This window comes from Hyalangium minutum, assembly GCF_000737315.1.
Lineage (GTDB): Bacteria > Myxococcota > Myxococcia > Myxococcales > Myxococcaceae > Hyalangium > Hyalangium minutum.
This window is the reverse complement of record NZ_JMCB01000001.1, coordinates 429,806-448,867: the sequence shown is the minus strand read 5'-3', so window position 1 is coordinate 448,867 and position 19,062 is coordinate 429,806. Positions and strand designations below refer to the sequence as shown.

Below are 19,062 nucleotides of genomic sequence, written 5' to 3'. Positions count from 1 at the left end.
CCGTCTCAGGCGTGAACCTGCTGGCGCAGCACTCCCCGCACCGCCAGCGCGCCCGCCATGATGGAGATGCCACGGGAGAGAATCTCCACGCCCACCACGAGGCCCAGCGTCCACAGCGTGGAGAAGGGGAACTGGGAGAAGATGATGGCGCCCAGCATCACAGACACGATGCCGTAGGCCAGATCCCAGCCCCAGCCCTTGTAACGGTCGGCAATAGAGGTGATGCCCCGGAAGAGTCCACTGGCGAAGAAGTACCCGGCCAGCAGAAGCGTCACCGTCACCAGCCCGACCCCCGGCCGTGCCACCAGCATTGCTCCCACCACGATGGAGAAAAGGCTGCCCAGCAGGTACGTCCAGAAGGGGCCCGTCTTGCGGATGCGGAAGGCGTGAACGAACTCGAGGATGCCTGCCACCACCAGCATGGTGCCCGAGAAGATGACGGAGACGACACTGGTCAGGGCGACCGCTCCCAGCGCCACGATTCCGAGCAACGTCAAGAGCAACCCCATGATGAAAGGCCCTCCCCACATGCTCGCTGTGGTGCGGGAACCCGGGGTGGATTCGGTACGGGAGACGGTGATGGCCATGGCGGACCTCGCTGGAAGCAGGGGTGTCTCACCACGAACCTGGGAGTGCCCCGAAGCCGTGGCAAGCCACAGCCCACCCCCTTGGAACTGGGAGCGTCCGCTCACCAGGCTGTATGAGTTGTCCCGGTGCGGTCGAGTCCTCAGGGCTCTCACCCGATGCCATGGGGAGGCGCGCGTCTGGTGGCTCGCTGCCTCCCATGGCCGCCACTCCAGCAACTGGAGGTGAGGGGAGGGGTGGCTCCCGCTCGGCACATTCCTTCATTCCTGTTCGCTGGCCCTGCGATGCTGGAGGGCACGCGCAAGCCGGTTCACAGGGCCGCGCAACAGCACGTACGGCACGAGGGCCAGGAGCACGGCGACGAGCATCCCCTGGATTGGCCGCAACCCCTTGAGCACGAAGAGCTGGTAGAGCGTGTCGAGCACGAACGCGAAGATGCAGATCTTGTCGACCGAGTTCCATCCAGAGCGCAGCAACTTCCTCCGATTCGGCTTGTCCGTGAAGAGCGCCCAGAAGTAGGCGGGCCGTCCCGCACGCGCGTCCTTGATGCCGTCGCGCACGGCGAACAGCATCGCCATCAGCGGTTGGATGTAGAAACGGAACGCCAGCGGTCCTTCGGGGCGCTCGGAGAGCTCCCGCCACATCCGCGTGAGCACGTCAGCCATGGTGAGCCTCCTGCTCCTGTCTCATGAGGTGCGCATGAAGAAGAGATGCCGCAATCATGGGAGGGAAGGGAGCCGAGGGGCATCCGATGCCCTCATGGATTCGTGCGCCAGAAGGGCAAGGCCCACAGCTCCCGGCCCGCACTGTCTTTCGCGGTGAAGAAGATGGCCTGGCCTGAGTGTACGAAGCCGCTCGGCGAGCTTGAGGCCGGACCCGGGTTCAACTCCGGCAGTGGCACGGTGCCAGCCACCGTGCCATGGCTCACCCACAGCTCGCGACCCCTCCCAGGTGTCTGTGCGCTGAAGAAGAGCGTGCCCTGAATGGCGGTGAGTTCCTCGGGTGAAGACGAACCCGGCCCATGCTCCAAGTCCTTGAAGAGGCGCGTTCCCACGGCGGTACCATCCGTCACCCATAGCTCGCGTCCCAGGCCTCCGCCGTTGTCCGCCGCGAAGAAGACGCGCCCGTTGAGCACCGCGAGCGCTCCGGGCGCGGAGCTCAACGGGCCAGGGCGGATATCCTTGAGCAGCCACGTCCCCCTCACGGTGCCGTCGCTCATCCACAGCTCCTCTCCCTCGGGCTCGCCGCCGGAGTCCCCGCCGTTGAAGTTCGCGCCCGCGCTGAACACGAGCCGGTTTCCAAGCGCAACGAAGTCATGCGGGTACTCGCCATGGAAGAAGCGCAGTGGGAGCGTGGTGGCCGCCGTGCCGTCCGTCTTCCAGAGGCTGGCCTCGCCTTCGTCATTGTCCACGAGGAAGAAGAGGCGCGACATCACCGGCGTGAGATTGAAGATGAGGTTGTCCTCGAAGCGCTCCAGCACGGAGACAGCACCCGGCCTGCCCGTGCTGCGCAACAAGTGGACGCTCGTCCCTCGGCTGCCTACGAAGTAGAAGGCTTGCTCCGTCCGCGCGAAGCGGCGAGGGGAGGAACTCTCGGTTCCCGGGGCGAGATCCTCTACCATGCGAGTGCCGACCGCCGTGCCATCGCTGCGCCACAGCTCGCTTCCATGCACACCGTCGTTCGCGCCGAAGTAGAGCACCCCACCGAACTCCTGGAAGCGGCGCTCGTGCCGGAAAGGAACGGGTTCGATGGCGTTGCCTGCCCCGGGGAGGATGTCCTTCACGAGATAGGTGCCCGTGGGGGTCCCGTCGCTCACCCACAGCTCTTGCCCACTCGCGCCGTCATTGGCCGAGAAGAAGACACGGTTCCCCATCCGCGTGAGATCCCTCGGGTTCGAGCTCTCCACTCCGGGCCGAATATCCTTCACCAGGAAGGTACCCGGGCCGCCCGTGCCGGTGCTGACCCACAGCTCGCGTCCATGAATGCCATCGTCCGCGGTGAAGAAGAGGCCGCGGTCACCATGCACCAGTTCCTGCGGATCAGAGCCCTCAGGGCCTGGCCGGATATCCGCCAGTCTCTGGGCGGTGTTGCCAGGAGGCGCCAAGGAGCCGGCGAGTGTCACAGCCTCCGCATCCGAGGGCGTGCCAGGATCGGCGGAGGGATCCTGCTCGGAAGTCACACAAGCCAAGAGCAGCAGCAGTAAGTGCCAGGGTTTCAAGAGAGCCTCCTTCGCGAGAGCCAGGCGGCCCAGCCACGTGAGCCGCCCAGTCGGGTCCGTGCATCCCTCGTGCCTGTATGCGCGCCAGTGCCAGGGCACAGCCACCGAGACGACAGCCGCGCCGTACCAGCGGACGGCAAGAACGGCTAGGTCCTCGGGGAGGAGGACGTTATCGATAACCTCGAAGTCTTCTTTTGAAGCACGGGGGTGAGGCGCTGAACAGAGGGCCACACCCAAGGGGACGCTTGAGAGAGAGAGCCTCGGACAGCACTTTGGCGCCGCATCAAGGAGGCGCAACCGTTCATGAGCCTATTCCGAAGGGAAGTGCTCATGAGCAGGGCCCCGGGTTCGGTGTTCTTCAGGATGTGACAGCGCCTCAGGCACCACCCGCCCCGTTTCCGTGTGCAGTTGTTCTCGAGCAGAAGGGAGAGTGCCCGTGTCTTATCGCTTCTCACTGTCATCTGGGCGGCATGATTGGCCTGCCTGCACTCACATAGGCGTCTTGGTTGCCGTCACCCTTGCCACATCCGCAGGTGCGCAGGGCACCCAGGTGGACACAGCGCCATCGTTGCCGTTGCCGGTGGAGACATCGTGGTCGCAAGCCGTCTACTTCCTCCTCACTTCGGTGGTCGGACTCGCTTCCTGGTGCATCCAGGAATACCTCAAGCGTCGCGTGAAGACCCAGGTCGCAACTGAAACCCGGGAGAAGGTCTCTCAGGAAGTGGCTCAGAAGGTCGCTCAGAAGACCCAGGAAGTGGCTCGGGAGGTCGCCAAGGACTGGGCCGAAGGCATGGTCAAGCCCGTCAAGCTGCCTCCGCCAGCCAAGCGCAACTCTGTCATCATGATTGGATTGGGCGGCACTGGGAAGACAACGCTCATCCGGAGCCTGGTGAAAGATCTGGATGCCAATCCTGACAAGAAGACTGAAGAGTACCACCTCTTCCACGGGGAGCGCAGGACCGATCAGTCCCGGCACTATCTGTATATTTCGGACTACCGGGGGCAGAACATCGGAACCCTCGTCCGTGCGTTTATCAAGCAGCAAAAGATCAAGTACTCGCCCATGGCTTACGGCCATGTCAATTCGCTCATCGTTCTCGTGGACATCGAGGAACCCAAGCAGTCGCCCATGGACGATGAGCCGTCCCAGATCGACGAACCGAACTTCAATCGCGTGCAGACCCATCTTGCCCAATGGAGCGGCACGGCGCTGGATGCTGTCTTCGGGTTCTTGACCGCGGAGACCCTGAACTATGTGTGCCTGTTCATCAACAAGGCCGATCTCCTGAAGACGCGCGAGAAACAGGCTGTCAGGGCGCTGTTCAAGGAGCTCGAGGGGTTGCTGCGGGAGCGCTGCGAAGGCATCAAGTTCGAAGTGTATGTGGGTTCGGTCAGGGAGGGGGAGCAGATCAACCGGCTTGAAGATGATCTTTTGGCGGCTGCTGTGGATGTCTCGAACACCGATTCCATCTCCGCCTCGTCGACTCTAGCCATGATGAGAGCAAACAATGCATAAGTGGCGTGACCCGACGCCTGAAGACAGGCGCCTGCCCCGAAGTTCCGATGAAGTGGCTGAACTCCAGCGGCATGCGGAGATCCATCCTCCTCATGTCGGCATCCTCTATCCTTCTCCTGCCACCCCAACGAGCCATCCTCCCTCAAAAACATCCTCAACGAAGTCCAAGGTGGCGCGGCGAATCCTGGAGCTCCTGGGGTCGTTCTCTTTGTTTGCAACGGTGGCAGGCGTGGTGACAACCAACGTTCTCGTCATCCTTGATTCAAGGACCAAGACGGACGAGATCAAAGTCCTGCGAGGCCAGCTGGAGGCGTTTGAACAAAAGGTTCACTCCCTGGAAGAGCTCAACGTCACCCTGGCGCAGTTCTCAGACAGGGTGACCAAGCTGAGCGTCAGGGCCGACCTGCTCTTTGAAGCCGTTCAAGAGAGCAAGGCAGAAGTGGCTGGTATCAGGCGCGACCCTTCGAGGCCTCCCAGGAAGTACGCAGGAAGAGTGGGTTCAGGCGCTTCCGCGCTTCCAGCCAGCCCGTCTCCAGCTTTCGTGAAGCAGCCCACGCCCGCTGCGGCCGATGCGCTTTCGCCGCTTCCTGGCGCAGAGGACCCGTCTCCAGCTTCGGTGAAGCAGCCCATGCCTGCTGCGGCCGATGCGCCTTCGCCACGAGAGGCATCGGGCCCTCCACCTGCGGTACCCGGTGCAAAGGACTCCGCTGCGGACCCAGCGATGCAGTCTACGCCCGCTCCACTGGGGGGACCTCCGTCCAAGGAAGCGCCCCCAAGTCCTGCTCAAGCGGATAACGGGTAGCTGCTATTGGCCCGCCAGCGCGGCAAAGGGGCGGCAGAGCTCCGTCTCGAAATTCGTGTCCACCACGAGCACGAGAGAGCCGCCGCCCTCAGGTGACGGCGGATTCGGCCCGCCGGCGGATTGAGGGACGGAGCAGGTCACCACGAACGGACCGGCAAACCGGGCCTCGAATCCCGCTGGCGTACGGGAGAACTCGCCCACCAGCTTGTTGTCCTCCAACTTCAGCTGAAGCTCGCCGGAGTCCGCCAGGGTCGAAGTCCCCTCGGCGGACCTGCGCTCAACCGCCGCTTGGCCAGGCCCCAGGGCGCCCGTCGCAATGGGGACTCCCAGGCTCCGGAGCCGGAGGAAATCCACCGGGGGCCGTGCGAGTGCTGCCCAAGTGCCGCCGGCCGCATCGCTCGTCGTGAAGGACAGCTCCACGTCTGCTGGTGCCGTGCGCTCGGTAAACCGGATGTCGATGCGAGCATCCGCCCCCGTGAACCGCTGTCCGTCACGGGTTGTGAGGACGAAGCGGTCCGGAGGTGCCGGCTGTTCCTCCGAGGGCGGTGTCACCTGTTCAGCATCTGGACTGCGGTCCCTGCAGCCACTCAAAGAGGCTGCGGCCATCACGGCCAGGATCCATTCATGTGCCATGTGCATTCTCCTCTCAGCAGTTGACGTTGATCCTCATCGCGCTGACCGTGGAGTTGTCCCCTTCCTGGCTCTCTGGAATCGTGCGCGCAGGGTCCATGTCCAGATAGATGTAATACGTCCCGTTTGGCAGGGTGGGAGGGATCCGGAAATTCAAATCAAAAATGCCCTGGCTAAAGCCTCCCAGCGAGTGAGTAAACGAAGCCACCACCGTCGTCGTCCCCGTATACCCGCTGAATGGAGGCACGGTACTCAGGCGGATGCGCAAGCCATAAGTGCCAGAGCCTACGTTCCCGTCATTGCCCAGATAGAAGCGCGTCCTCCTCGAGCTGCCTCGGCACAGGGTGAGCGTGAGCGCGGGATCGAGCGTCTGCACGGAGCTCCCCACGACTCCGAGCGCTGAGGGGAGGAGGTTCACGCCCGAGCGGAAGCCATACAGCGCGTTCATGCCCAGGGTGTCGCTGGGCCAGACAGTCGATGACTCGGTGCCGCCGGTGAGGAGGTGCGGCGGAGTCGTCCGGAGAACCGCGTGCACATCCTCGTGCAGGAACCCGAAGAAGTGGCCGAACTCGTGCACGAAGGTGCTGCGCCCGGCGGTGCCCCTGAAGTTGCCCCACTTCACGTCGAACGTGAGATCACTGGCCAGCAGGATATCGGCTTCATTGATGTTGCTGGGGCCGGTGGTGCACGCGCCAAGCTGAAGGATGGTGACACCATTCGCGCCATCGATGCTGGACCGGTTGGTGAGGCCCACCTCGCTCTGGCCATCGTTTTGTCCAATCGAGCAGTCGGTCGCGGGGTTGACCCAGAATCCGTCAACGACGCCGGACAGGTTGTCCCATTGAAGGACACCATTCCAGTAGGCTCTCAGGATGATCCCCGTGTCTGGGATGCTGCAGCGGTTACGGTGGAGATCGACCCGGCCACGCCATTGGATGGGGCTTCCATTACAGGTTCTCCAGACCGCTGCATTCGCGGACATCGGAAGCAAGAGACAGCTTACTGCTACCAGTGCCGCTCTCGAGGCCCAGGAATGAATGGCTTGTTTCATGGATACCTCAGGGTGTGCTCGTCAGCGATGAGGGGAGGGGCGCGAGATGTCCCGCTCAGGGCTACTCCGCACCGGGCCAGCGGGAGTCGCTGGGCTCGTGTTCGCGCCGTGAGGCATCGTTGCGACCCGGCGCCACTGGAACTCGCCCGCGGGGCAGTCGAAAAACTCGCCGCCCACGCGGGCGCCTCGCGTGCTCACCTCCGCCTTGAGCAGGCCAATGAGCTGGGCCCGGTCAAGTGCCAGCGCAGCGGCCACGGGACGGGTGGCGGTCTCCTGGCTGGGCGAGATTCCCGAGACGTCCGGCCTCGGAAAGAGGGGGCTTGAGAACTCCAGACCGCTCTCTCCCAGACCGATGATGGCCTGGCCCTCGTCGTTGACAAGGAACTCGCGTCCTCCCACGATCTCTACCCGTAGCGCGTACTGACTGACAATCGGAGACAGGTTCCACGCCGTGTTGCGCAGGAACATGAGGTAGCGCTCGCCATGGAAGAGCTCGGTGAGCTCGGCGACCACGAGCCTGTGCCCGTTGGGGAGAGGTCCCCCGAACTGCCGGATCTTTACCTCGCTCGGTGCCTTGCCCAGGTGCGTCTGGGTATTGGACAAGGTCACCACTGTCCAGGGCCCTTCCTCCTCCGTGTACTCGTACTCAATTCGGCTCACCACCCCCTCGATGACGGCTGAAGTCTGCTCGATGGCGCGCGGCAAGGTGTCGGCGGCTTGAGGCTTCCGGGCCGTCGCTGGCGGCCTCTGACACGCTTGAGCTGACGATGCCGCCGCGGGCACCGCCCACGCAAGCGCGCCAGCGAGGCAGGCAACGGCCGCCGCGCGCATGACAGCCATGTTTGCTCTCTTGCTTTTCATTGCCCCCCCTCCGGCAGTTGGGACCCGGCAATGCGCTTCCCGGGCCCATGGTCATTGCGGCGTGTTCTCCTCGAAGGTGGGGCTCGGCATGGCCCACAGCTCGCGGCCATGGCTGCCATCTTCCGCGGTGAAGAACACGCGCCCTGATACAGCGGTGAACTGCCAGGGATCCGAGGAGCCAGCCCCAGGGTTGATGTCCTGGACGAGCCTCGTGCCCGCCACCGTCCCATTGCTTATCCACGGCTCGAAGCCGTGGGTGCCGTCGTTCGCGACGAAGAGGAGGCGCCCGTCGACCACCTGGAACTGCGCGGGGTTCTGGAATGCAGAGGCCGCTCCGGGGTTGATGTCCTTCACCCTCGTCGTGCCGACCGCCGTGCCGTCGCTCATCCACAGCTCGGCTCCCGATGGTCCGTCATCCCCGACGAAGAAGACCCGGCTGCCCAGGACCGCGAAGTCATCGCCTGGGGCGCCCATGCCCGCAGGGTTGATGTCCTTCACCATCACCGTGCCCGCCTCCGTCCCGTCACTTATCCACAGCTCGCGGCCGTGGACGCCGTCGTCCGCGAAGAAGAAGAGCCGGTCTTTGAGCACCGCGCCCAGCGAGAGCAGGGAGTGGCCTGTGCCGGGACGGATGTCCTTGACCATCACCGTGCCTGCGGTCGTCCCGTCGGTCTTCCATAGCTCCTGACCGTGCACACCATCATCGGCGACGAAGAGGACGCTGCCGCGCAGCGCGGTGAACCAGAACGCCGTGCTGCTCTCCTCGCCGGGGTTGATGTCCTTCAGGAGCCGGGTCCCGGCCTCGGTTCCGTCGCTCACCCAGGGCTCGCCACCGTGGACACCGTCGTTCGCGTTGAAGAAGAGCCGGTAGCCGATGGCCACCGGCATGAACGGGCCGGAGCTGTCCGGTCCGGGGTTGATGTCTTTCACCCGCACCGTGCTTGCTGCGGTCCCGTCGCTCCTCCACAGCTCGTCCCCGCTCGTCCCATCGGTGGCGCGGAACATCAGTCGGCTGCCGAAGGCGGTGAGGAAGGAGGGGTTGGAGCTCTGGGAGCCGGGGTTGATGTCCTTGACCGCCACCGTGCCCGCGGGCGTGCCGTCGGTTCTCCACAACTCCAGCCCCAAGGTGCCGGCGTTGGCGGGGAAGTAGACGAAGCCGCCCACGCGCTGGGCGTTGAGGTCCAGGTCCCCGATGCCGAACGAGCCCTCCGGCCCCGGGCGGATGTCCTTCAGCAGCCGGGTGCCCGCGGTCGTGCCGTTACTCGTCCAGGGTTCGCGGCCATGCGTGCCGTCGTCGGCCTCGAAGAAGAGCCCGCGCGCCATTCCCTCGAGGAAGTTGGGTTCGGAGCCCTCGGGGCCGGGCCGTATGTCCAGGAGCATGGCGGCAGGGCCAGGTACAACCGGAGGGAGCTCCGGCGTCTGGGCCAGTGCGGCGCCTCCGGACAGCAGAAACAGCCAGGACAGCAGACGAGACGGTGCGCTCAGACGATTCATGAGGACTCCCAACCGCGTGGGAGAGAGGCCCACGCGAGGGAAGGTGGGAGGCGATCCATCCCGAGTTCCATCGCCTCACGGTCCCCAGGGGGATTGCACACAGCACACTCGCGAGTGCTTGCCTTCCCCAGAAGGACAGGCGCTTACGGGACCCCCTGTCTCCGAGGCCGCTGACGTAGGCACTTCGCGGGGCGACATTTGAAATCCGCCCGTGCAAATCGAGGAGGTATCGCCATGCGTTGGCCCACGTTGCCTGTCGTCGCCTTGTTGCTGCTGCTGGGGCAGGGGGCGCTCGCCCAGTCCGAAGCCCACCATGCACCGCCCGCAGCCCGGGGGCAGAGCTCCAGACTGGCCACACTCGCAGAGGGCGCCATCCTCTTCGACAACCTCGGCAGCTACCACTACCCGGTGACAACGGGCTCGAAGGAGGCCCAGGCGTACTTCGATCAAGGGCTGCGCTTCGTCTACGCCTTCAACCATGACGAGGCGGCACGCTCCTTCGCCCGGGCTGCCCAGCTCGATCCCTCGTGTGCCATGTGCTTCTGGGGCGCGGCTCTGGTGCTTGGACCCAACTACAACATGCCCATGTTGGCGGACCGCGCCTCGGCCGCCTGGGAGGGAGTGCAGCGGGCCATGGCGCTCGCCCCGAAGGCCACTCCCGTGGAGCAGGCGTTCATCGGCGCGCTGGCCCGCCGCTACGGCGGTCCAGCGCCGCTCCCCCCTGATGCGATGAAGCCTTTCCAGGAAGCCTACGCCGCTGCCATGCGCGACGTGGCCCGTCGCTTCCCCAACGATGTGGACGTCCAGGTGCTCTTCGCCGAGTCCCTGATGAACCTCAACCCGTGGAAGCTGTGGACGATCGATGGCCAGCCGGCGCAGGGCACTGAGGAGATTGTATCCCGGCTGGAGGCGGTGCTCGCGCGGGCGCCGGACCATCCCGGCGCGAACCACTACTACATTCATGCGGTCGAGGCCTCGTCCCATCCCGAGCGGGCGCTGCCCTCCGCGCGCCGGCTGCCGGGGCTGCTCCCAGGGGCCGGGCACCTCGTGCACATGCCGGCGCACATCTACCAACGCGTCGGGATGTACGAGGAGGCCGCAGAGGCCAACCGGCGTGCGATAGCCGCTGACCAGGCCTATGTGCGCGAGGCAAAGCCGCACGGCTACTACCCCATGTACCTCGGCCACAATTGGGGTTTCCTTGCCTTCGCCGCCTCCATGCAGGGCCGGGCCGAGGAGACGCTGCACGCCTCGCGCGAGGCGGCGCGCGCCCTCCCGCCGGAGATGCTGTCGATGATGCCCGGCATGGACTTCTTTGCCGCCGCACCGCTGTTCACGATGGTGCGTTTCGGGCGCTATGACGAGCTGCTCGCCGAGCCGCGTCCGGACCCGAAGTACCCAGTGCTCACGGGCTTGTGGCTGCACGCGCATGGCATGGCGCTCGCGGCACGGGGACGGCTCGACGAGGCGTGCGCGGACCAGGCTGCGCTGGTGAAGCTGGCGGCTGAGGTGCCCCAGGACATGAGGGCTGGCAACAACACCGCGCGCGACGTGCTGGGTACGGCGGCCCGGGTGCTCGAGGCCTTCATCGCAGAGCGGCAGGGCCGTCCGGACGCGCTGGCCGCGTGGGATGCCGCGGTGCGGGCAGCGGACCGGCTGGTCTACTCCGAGCCCGCCGACTGGTTCTACCCCGTGCGTCACTATCAGGGCGCGGCGCTGCTGAAGGCGAAGCGATGGAAGGAGGCCGAGGCCGTCTATCGCGAGGACCTGCGCCGCAACCCGGGCAATGGCTGGGCGCTCTTCGGTCTCTCCCAGGCGCTCCAGGGGCAGGGCCGCGCTCGCGAGGCGGCGCAGGTGCAGCAGCAGTTCCAGCGGGCGTGGGCGAAAGCCGACATCCGGCTCACGAGCTCTGCGCTGTAGTCACCCGGTGTGGGCGACGCAGGGCTGCCGTCGCAGGTGCGGGAAGGTGCTCAGTCACGCTCGGAAGTGCCAATGCGTGGGTCCCCTGACTGAGCGCGCAGGTCTCCTGCCCAAACGCGGCACCGAGTTGCCCTGCTTTGTCGCTGGCCGCGCCGTGTGCGCACGCCAAGCTCGCGCAATCTCGCGAACGCAGCGCTGATCCACGCATGGCCTGCTGATTGCTCTGGGGTTCCTGCGCAGTGCAACCCCAAACAACACGGAGCAGTCCCATGACGAAGCGCCGTCAGCAGGCAGGCTTTACCCTCATCGAGCTGATGATTGTGGTGGCAATCATTGGCATCCTCGCGGCCATCGCGATCCCGAACTTCATCCGCTTCCAGGCTCGAGCCCGTCAGTCAGAGGTCCACGGCAACCTGAAGGCCCTGTTCACCGGTCTGCGCACCCAGCAGCGCAGGCCGCCCGCTGTGATCCGTGCCACGGGCTTCGCTCCGGAGCGCGGCAACCGCTACAGCTACCACCTGGAGAACGGCTGCAGCAGCATGGAGGACCGCTCCAACCAGATGCCGATTCAGAACAACAACGACACCTGTATCGGCGTTGACGTCTTCCGCTTCGGTCCCAGCTTCCCGCCCTTCTTCGTGGCGCAGGCGCTGCCCTCCGCGAACTGGGGGCCTGAGGCTCCCGCCGCCATGAGCGGCAAGACCGACGCCGGTATCTACGGCGACGACGCCACCTGGGGCTTCCTGGCCTATGGCGCCGGCGACGTGGACAACGCTCCGGCGAGCGACAAAGCGGACACCTGGGTCATCGGCTCGTACGACGCGGTGATGGCCTCCTCGTGCCCGGCCTCCGCCAACATCAACGTGGCCGCTGGAGAGCCGTTCAACGTCTACAACGACGTGAACTGCGACTGAGAATGCTGTGAGGTGACAGGAAGCTCCTTGAGTGCGGGGAGGCACTCAAGGAGCTTCTTCTCCCCTGTGAGCAATATGGGGCGATCCAAAGCCTCGCACGTTGAGCAATCCATGCATCCATTTCGAAAAGGCGATCCCATGGTGAGTGACATCTCCGAAATTCAGCTGGGAAGCATGACCCCGATCCCCAGGCCTGTGTAGACTCCCGTGCGTCTGCAAGAGCGGAGGAGTGACTTGCTGTATCGGGTCCGGTGGGTGGCCGTCCTGGGAGGGCTGTTGGCGTGTGTGGCGGGGGCCGCCGAGAAGGTGCCGCCCCCTCATGACATTGCCCTCACCATCAGTGGAGGGGTGAGCCTTGGCGCGTACGAGGCCGGGCTGACGTGGGGCACCGTCCGCTTCCTGCGGCTGGCTCGCGCCCAGCCCATTCAGGGGCCCACGTTTCGTCCCAACCTCGTGGGCGTCACCGGGGCCAGCGCGGGCAGCATCAACGCACTGCTCGCCGCCGCGCTCTGGTGCGAGGCCCCGGACTCCAGCGCGGACGACAGCGTGGACTCCAACTTGCTGCGGGACACCTGGCTCCCCGTGGGGCTGGACGAGTTGCTCCCCGAGAACGCCAGCGCCTACACGCCGGACGATGGGCTCTTGTCCCGGCGCGCGATGGAGGGCGTGCTGGCGCAGCTGCGCACCCAGGTCTTCAGCCCGAGCGACACGCGCCACTTCCAGCCCGGGTGCAGCGTGCCCCTGGGCTTCAGTGTGACGCGGGTGAAGCCCGAGGTGAGCCACATCGCGGGACTGCCGGCGATGACCCAGCGTTTCGTTGTGCCGCTGGTGCTCCAGGTCTCTCCCGGCGGCCGGGTGCTCCTGCATCACCAGCCGCTGCCGAGCGATGGCGAGCTGGCCCCCAGCGCGTTGATGCTGGGCGAGCGCTCCGATCCCGAGCCTCCCGGGCATTCTGTCGACTCGGATCAGGTGAGCCAGGCGGTGCTGGCCTCCGCTGCGTTCCCCGTGGCCTTCAGCCCTCGCGAGCTGTGTGACTGCACGGCCTCCTGTCCGGCCGAGCAGACAGTGACACAGGGAATGTGCCCCGGACCCGATGCGTCGCGGCCTCTGACGGGACTCTCCTGCGCCGCGCACTCCACGCCGGGGCAGGAGCTGAAGCTGTGCCGCCGCCCCTATGTGGATGGTGGCGTCTTCGACAACGCGCCGGTGGGGCTGGCCATCGAGCTCGTGGAGTCGAGGCGAGGGCCCAGCCTGTGGAACCCGGTCTCCTACGTCTTCGTCGATCCCGACTTTCGCCGCTTCGAGTCTCGGGCCGCCTCGGTCTCGGCTTCTGGGGGGCCCACAGGGGCGAGCCTCGTGGGCAGCCTGGAGTTCTTCACCGGCTTGGTGGCGACCGCGCGCAATTCGGAGCTGGGGCGCACGGCGCGGGCCATGCACTGGAACCGGACTACGCGCACCTTGCTCATGAGCGCGGCGGATGCGGGCCGGCGGTACGCGGGAGTTCATGGCGTGCTCGCCTCGTTGGTGCACGGGCGCGTCACCGAGGCACGGCTGCCCGAGCTTCCCGCCCGCGGCTCGATGACTGTGCCCGAGCGGCTGCGGCGCGGACGAGTGCTGCTCTCCTGTGTGCGGAGGTTGTCGGCGCAGGGCAGCGCCACCGCAAACCCGGGCTTGCTCACGAGCTGCGCCCGGGTGCTGCGGGGAGAGCCCGGCGAGGATCCGCTCCAGGCGGATGCCGGTCAGGCCGCGAAGGTGGGCGAGCGGCTGTCGGTGGAGGAGCTGGTCTCGCTCGGCACGTCGCTGGCGAGGCTGCTCGATGCGCGGGGACAGTTCCGCCGCTATGTGGACGCGCCGCTGACCCAGGAAGAGGACCCGGGGCTGCGCGTCCAGGACGCGTTCCGCAGTGGCATGGAGCTGAGCTCGTCGGTCATCGAGTTCTTTGCCGGAGAGCTGGATCTGCTCTCGCGCAGCGAGATCTCCGAGGAGCAGCAGTGGCAGCTGCGCGCGGCCTTCCTGAGTACGTTGCGCAATGCCCAGGGACTGGGAGCGGCCACGCACCTGTTGGCCAACACGGTGTTGGACGAGCAGCTCCGGTGGATCGAAGCCATGCCGGAGCCCCGGTTCTCCGAGCTGTCGCGCGAGGCCCGAGGACAGTTGCGAGAGCTGCCCAAGGGAGCCCTCTTCGATCCGAAGACCGTCCAGCCTCTGCTCGACGCCGCGTCCGAGGTGAGTGAGCGCGCAGGCGATCTCCAGTTGCTCGCTCAGCGGGCACGGGTGATCGAAGTGTTGGTGGGGCTGGTGCCCACGCTGCGGCAACTGCAGGGGGCGTTGGACACGATCTCCCAGCATGCCTCGGCGCTCGAGCAGGGCCGGGTCCCCGAGCGGCGCCTCTTCGTCACGACGCGCTTCGCGCCGCTGGCGGGTTCACAGCTCGGCAACTTCGCGGCCTTCCTGGATCGGCCTCTGCGCGAGCTGGACTACTACGCCGGGGTGTACGACGCGGTGCACTCGCTCTCGGTGCAGGGCTGTGCCGCGCAGGACCCGTACTTCACAGGCCGGCCCGCGCCCGCACGGCTTCCGGGGCCCTCGGACGAGCTGGACCTGGGAGACCCTCAGACCCAGCGCTGCGTAGGGATGATGATGCGCGACAATGCGGAGTGGATGGGACTGCTTGCCTCGAAGCGGGCCCGGCACGTCCTCTCCGCGCTGGCCCAGGAGGAGCTGGCGATTGCCCTGGGCAGCCGGAAGAGGGCACAGGAACTGCTGCGCGAGCCCGCCTGGGCCTGGGTGGAGGAGGGTGATCGGCTCGCCGAGGACGATCCCCTCGCCGCGGCGCTCGCGGCGGCCCGTTCCCACAGGAGGCCGTGCAAGGAGGGAGAGTCGGAGCAGCTGTGCCTGGCGGACCCGGGCTTCGACGCGTTTCTGACCGGCTTGAAGGAGCACGGTTACCAGGGCCAGGAGGCGAACATGCGCCTGGCGCTGCAGGACCCGACGCGGTGGTGGGGCACGACGATTCGCCGGGCGATGGATCGCGCCACGGTGGTGGAACTGCAACAGGCCGCTCCCGCGGGGGCCACGGCTTCCTCGGCGCGGCGGGGCGTGCGGCTGGGGCTCGCGGCGGGGCAGTTGTTGGCGCGGCGGGATGTGAACCTCGCGCCCACCCCTCGGTTCGAGTTCGATCCCTCCAGTCTGCCCGCGTCATCGCCTCCGGGCTCGGGCGCCTGGCGGCTGCGGATGATGCACCTGCTGCCCTACCGGCTGGCGTTCGATGCGGCCCAGGGTGGCGTGGCGCTGGCGTGGGTGGAGCCCGCGTTGAGGCTCTCGCCCCGGCTGTCCCTGCTCTCCAAGGTGGAGCCCCTCGACTACGAGAGCCCGAATGACAGACTCTCGAGCACGGTGGGGCTGCGGCCCACGCTGCACCTGGGAGGCGTGTCCCTGGGCGCGGGGCCTCGGGCCTCGCTGCACTGGAGGGGAACGCGCCGGTTCGATTGGGGGCTGGAGGTCCATGGCTCGCTGCTGCAGGACCGGGTAGGAGTGAGCGTCGGGGTCCGCGAGAACCCCTTCGCCGGGGAGCCGTTCCGGAGCCTCTCGGTGTCGCTGTCGCTGGCAGACCTGAACGGTCTGGCCTACTGGCTCACGCTGTGAGTCCGGGCCGCCTCGTTAAACGTGGGCCCGGTTCCGGGTGAGGAGCGTCACCACGGTCACGGTGAGGAGGGCACCCAAGAAGGCTCCGATGAGGCTGGGCGCCGCGATGGCCATCTTCGCCGAGCCCGGTTGCAAGCTTCCCCCTACCAGGCCGCCAAAGCAGCCTCCCACCATGCCAATGAGCGGCACACGCAGGCCCCCCATCCGAGGGTTGGGTATGATGAAGCGGCAGACCAGACCGGTGGCCAATCCCACGAGAATGAAGGCGATCATCTCCATGGATATAGAGATGTGCAGTGCGCGCCAGTTACCAAGCGCGGCTGGAATCCTGGAGGCTGGTCCCTTGCCCCTCAACAGGGCGAGCAGGCGCCTTGCAAGCATGGGTAGAATGGGCGCCGAATGACGCTCCAACCCGGAACTCAGTTCGGCCGCTATGAGCTGGTCTCACGGCTCGGCTATGGCGGCATGGCCGAGACCTGGCTCGCCCGGCTTCTCGGTGAGGCGGGCTTCGCCAAGACGGTGCTCATCAAGAAGGTCCTCCCCGAGTACGCCGACGACTACGCCTTCACCAGCATGTTGATCAGCGAGGCGCGCATCTGCGGCACGCTCTCCCACGACAACATCGCCCAGGTGTTCGACTTCGGCCGGGTGGGCAACGAGTACTACCTGGGCATGGAGTACGTGGACGGGCAGCCGCTCAACAACATCGTCCAGCACATGGCGCGCATGGGAGGCGGCGGTGTCCCCGTGCCTCCAGCGGCCTTCATCGGCATCCACATCTGCCGGGGGCTGCACTACGCCCACACCCGCAAGGATGGGGCGGGCAAGCCGCTGAGCATCGTCCACCGGGACATCTCTCCGGAGAACGTGCTCGTCAGCTACGAGGGGCAGGTCAAGATCGTCGACTTCGGGCTGGCCAAGGCGCGCGAACTGCGCGACATGAACACCGAGCCCGGAGTGGTGAAAGGCAAGTACCTGTTCTTCTCTCCCGAGCAGGCGCGAGGCCTGGAGGTGGATGCGCGCACGGACGTGTGGGCCACGGGCATCGTCATGTACGAGATGCTCTGCGGAAAGGTCCCCGTCGAGGGCCCCGAGTACGTGGTGATGCCGAAGCTCAGCCAGGGCGAGTTTCCTCGCCCTCGGGACATCAATCCCAAGGTGCCCCAGGAACTGGAGGACATCATCATGGGCGCGCTCACGGTGCGCCGGGAGGACCGCTATTCCTCCAGCCACGTCTTTGGGGATGCGCTGGCGGAGTTCCTGTACTCCTACGCGCCGCAGTTCTCCACGATGACGCTGTCGTACTTCATGCAGGAGATGTTCCGGGACGCGCTGCTGCGCGCGGGGCGAGATGTCTCGGTACCGGCCTCGTTCCAGGACGAGATGGCCTCGTGGCGGTCCGAGCGCCCCTCCGCGGTCGCGGTGCCAGCAGCCCTGCCGGCCCCCGCTCCCGAGAGCCCTCGCCCCGAGGTGATGGCTGCCGTCCCCGCCGCGAGCCCCTCCACGCCCGCTCCTGCGAGTCCTGCGCCCGCGGTTCCTGGCACACAGCCCCTCGCGCCGAAGCTGTCCCCGGCGGTGTGGCGGTGGACGGTGGGGGCTGGCACGGCACTCGGGTGGTTGGCCATTGGTCTCACGGCCATCGCCATCAAGCGGACGCCGCATCCCGAGACGGACGCGCCACCGGCGGCCACCGAGGCCTCCGTGGTGCCAGGCGGTTCCAAGACAGGGCCCGAGGTGCCGCCTCCGCCCCGGAAGCTGACTCCGTCCCCGCCCGTGGTGGATATCGAGAAGTACCTCCAGCAGGCGAAGGCCGCGCTCACCGGCAGGCGCTACGAGGTTGCCGCGGAGAACTACCGCGCGGCGCTGAAGTTCCAGCCGGGCTCGCTGGAGGCCAAGGAGGGGCTGGGCTTCGCGCTGGTGCTGGGCCGGACCGACGAGGACAGCAACGCCGAGGCCGTCAAGCTGCTGCAAGACGTGGTGGAGCAGGACTCGCTGAAGGCCCACGCGTGGTACTTCCTGGGCATGGCGCTCCAGGCCACCAAGGAGGAAAAGGAGGCGGCCGACGCCTACAAGCAGTACCTCGTCCTGGATCCCTCCGGCCGGTTCTCGAGGGACGCGCGGAACTCCCTGGCGCGCATGGGGGAGAACTAGCGGTCAGGTGGCATCGAACCGGTGCTGGTGCCTCGTGTCGCGCATGAAGGTGTAGACCAGCAGCGAGCACAGGATGCAGCCGGACACGTACCAGAAGAACCAGGACTCGTGGCCCTTCACCTTGAGCCAGGTGCCCACGTACTCGGCCGTGCCGCCGAAGAGGGACACGGTCAGCGCATAGGGCAGGCCCACGCCCAGGGCCCGGATGTTGGCGGGGAACAGCTCGGCCTTCACCACGGCGTTGATGGACGTATAGCCCGAGACAATCACCAGCGCCGCCATCACCAGCAGGAACGCCGTGAAGGAGTCCCGCGTCTGCGTCAGCGACGTCAGCAGCGGCACCGTGCACAGCGTTCCCAGCACGCCGAATCCCATCAACACGGGCCTGCGGCCAATCTTGTCCGAGAGCAGGCCGAACACCGGCTGCAACAGCATGTAGAAGAACAGCGAGGACACCGAGATCAGCGTGGCCTGGTCCCGGCTCAGGCCCACCGAGTTCACCAGGAACTTCTGCATGTAGACGGTGTACGTGTAGAAGGCGAGCGTGCCTCCCATGGTGAGCCCCACCACGAGGGCAAGCTCCCTCGGGTGCCGCAGCAGCTCGCGCATGGGCCGGTGCTCTTTCGGCCGGGCCGCCTCCGCCTGGAAGGCCTCCGTCTCCACCATGTTGCGGCGCATGTAGAAGCCCACCACCGCCAGCGCCGCGCCGCACAGGAACGGAATCCGCCACCCCCACGCCTCCAGCTGGGGACCCGTGAGCACCAGACGCTGAAGCACCAGCAGCGTCATCGTGGCCAGGAGCTGGCCCATGATGAGCGTGACGTACTGGAAGGAGCTGTAGAAACCTCGGTGGCGCGAGGTGGCCACCTCGCTGAGGTACGTGGCGCTCGTGCCGTACTCGCCGCCCAGCGACAGCCCCTGGAGCAGCCGGGCCAGGATCAAGACGATGGGCGCCAGCACGCCGATCTGCTCGTACGTCGGGCACGTGGCGATGACGAGCGAGCCCAGGCACATCAGCGTGACGGACAGCGACAGCGCAGCCCGGCGCCCCCGCAGGTCCGCGTACATGCCCATCAACCAGCCGCCAATGGGCCGGATCAGGAAGCCCAGGGCGAAGACGCCGGCCGTATTGAGCTGCTCGACGAGCGGGTCCCCTCCCGGGAAGAAGGCCTTCGCGAAGTACAGGGAGAAGGCCGAGTAGATGTAGAAGTCGTACCACTCGATGAGGTTGCCCACCGAGCCGCCGAAGATGGAGAGCAGGCGCTGGCGCATGCG

Annotated in this window: 14 protein-coding genes and 1 pseudogene; 6 read left to right on the top strand and 9 right to left on the bottom strand. The window is 66.5% G+C overall.

Features of this window, described 5'->3' with window-relative positions; all coding sequences use genetic code 11:
- Positions 1-5: 5 nt before the first annotated feature.
- From DB31_RS01620 to DB31_RS01610, 3 genes are all read right to left on the bottom strand, one after another.
- Positions 6-509, bottom strand: a complete 504-nt coding sequence (locus tag DB31_RS01620; RefSeq protein ID WP_083967994.1) for an HdeD family acid-resistance protein — start codon at positions 507-509, stop codon at positions 6-8.
- A 336-nt stretch (positions 510-845) separates the two neighbouring features.
- Positions 846-1,250 carry a hypothetical protein gene (locus DB31_RS01615; RefSeq protein ID WP_044181007.1) on the bottom strand — a complete coding sequence of 135 codons (405 nt, stop codon included), beginning with the start codon at positions 1,248-1,250 and terminating at the stop codon, positions 846-848.
- 92 nt (positions 1,251-1,342) lie between these two features.
- The gene (locus tag DB31_RS01610) at positions 1,343-2,803 is read right to left on the bottom strand and encodes an ELWxxDGT repeat protein (protein WP_083967957.1); all 1,461 of its coding nucleotides are present in this window, start codon (positions 2,801-2,803) and stop codon (positions 1,343-1,345) included.
- 436 nt (positions 2,804-3,239) lie between these two features.
- On the opposite strand from DB31_RS01610, the gene DB31_RS01605 reads away from it, so the two are divergent.
- The gene (locus DB31_RS01605) at positions 3,240-4,319 is read left to right on the top strand and encodes a Rab family GTPase (RefSeq protein ID WP_157231732.1); all 1,080 of its coding nucleotides are present in this window, start codon (positions 3,240-3,242) and stop codon (positions 4,317-4,319) included.
- An 805-nt stretch (positions 4,320-5,124) separates the two neighbouring features.
- On the opposite strand, the gene DB31_RS01595 is transcribed toward DB31_RS01605, so the two are convergent.
- From DB31_RS01595 to DB31_RS01580, 4 genes are all read right to left on the bottom strand, one after another.
- Complete coding sequence (locus DB31_RS01595) at positions 5,125-5,754, bottom strand: hypothetical protein (RefSeq protein ID WP_044181000.1); 630 nt, start codon at positions 5,752-5,754, stop codon at positions 5,125-5,127.
- A 13-nt stretch (positions 5,755-5,767) separates the two neighbouring features.
- Positions 5,768-6,505, bottom strand: a complete 738-nt coding sequence (locus DB31_RS01590; protein WP_044180997.1) for a zinc metalloprotease — start codon at positions 6,503-6,505, stop codon at positions 5,768-5,770.
- A gap of 318 nt (positions 6,506-6,823) precedes the next feature.
- Positions 6,824-7,642, bottom strand: coding sequence for a hypothetical protein (locus DB31_RS01585; protein WP_157231730.1), 819 nt, complete (start codon positions 7,640-7,642; stop codon positions 6,824-6,826).
- Between the two features lie 72 nt (positions 7,643-7,714).
- Positions 7,715-9,157: an ELWxxDGT repeat protein gene (locus tag DB31_RS01580; RefSeq protein WP_083967956.1), complete on the bottom strand. Its 1,443-nt coding sequence runs from the start codon at positions 9,155-9,157 to the stop codon at positions 7,715-7,717.
- A 234-nt stretch (positions 9,158-9,391) separates the two neighbouring features.
- Between DB31_RS01580 and DB31_RS01575 the strand changes: the two genes are divergently transcribed.
- The 4 genes and pseudogenes from DB31_RS01575 (at position 9,392) to DB31_RS01565 (ending at position 15,636) form a co-directional block, all read left to right on the top strand.
- Positions 9,392-11,077, top strand: coding sequence for a tetratricopeptide repeat protein (locus DB31_RS01575; RefSeq protein ID WP_052419635.1), 1,686 nt, complete (start codon positions 9,392-9,394; stop codon positions 11,075-11,077).
- A 269-nt stretch (positions 11,078-11,346) separates the two neighbouring features.
- Positions 11,347-11,443, top strand: a pseudogene (locus tag DB31_RS51490) (prepilin-type N-terminal cleavage/methylation domain-containing protein); the annotation flags it as partial.
- On the top strand, positions 11,416-11,991 hold the full coding sequence (locus DB31_RS01570) for a pilin (RefSeq protein ID WP_420806662.1): 576 nt from the start codon (positions 11,416-11,418) through the stop codon (positions 11,989-11,991). The pseudogene DB31_RS51490 and the gene DB31_RS01570, both read left to right, overlap by 28 nt.
- Positions 11,992-12,225: 234 nt before the next feature.
- Positions 12,226-15,636, top strand: coding sequence for a patatin-like phospholipase family protein (locus DB31_RS01565; protein WP_052419634.1), 3,411 nt, complete (start codon positions 12,226-12,228; stop codon positions 15,634-15,636).
- A 15-nt stretch (positions 15,637-15,651) separates the two neighbouring features.
- Here the strand turns inward: DB31_RS01565 and DB31_RS01560 are convergent, their stop codons facing one another.
- The gene (locus DB31_RS01560) at positions 15,652-15,909 is read right to left on the bottom strand and encodes a hypothetical protein (RefSeq protein WP_157231728.1); all 258 of its coding nucleotides are present in this window, start codon (positions 15,907-15,909) and stop codon (positions 15,652-15,654) included.
- A 126-nt stretch (positions 15,910-16,035) separates the two neighbouring features.
- Between DB31_RS01560 and DB31_RS44395 the strand changes: the two genes are divergently transcribed.
- The gene (locus DB31_RS44395) at positions 16,036-17,787 is read left to right on the top strand and encodes a serine/threonine-protein kinase (RefSeq protein WP_052419633.1); all 1,752 of its coding nucleotides are present in this window, start codon (positions 16,036-16,038) and stop codon (positions 17,785-17,787) included.
- A gap of 3 nt (positions 17,788-17,790) precedes the next feature.
- On the opposite strand, the gene DB31_RS01550 is transcribed toward DB31_RS44395, so the two are convergent.
- Positions 17,791-19,059 (bottom strand): MFS transporter, encoded by a 1,269-nt coding sequence (locus DB31_RS01550; RefSeq protein WP_044180984.1) that lies wholly within the window; start codon positions 19,057-19,059, stop codon positions 17,791-17,793.
- Positions 19,060-19,062 lie beyond the last annotated feature (3 nt).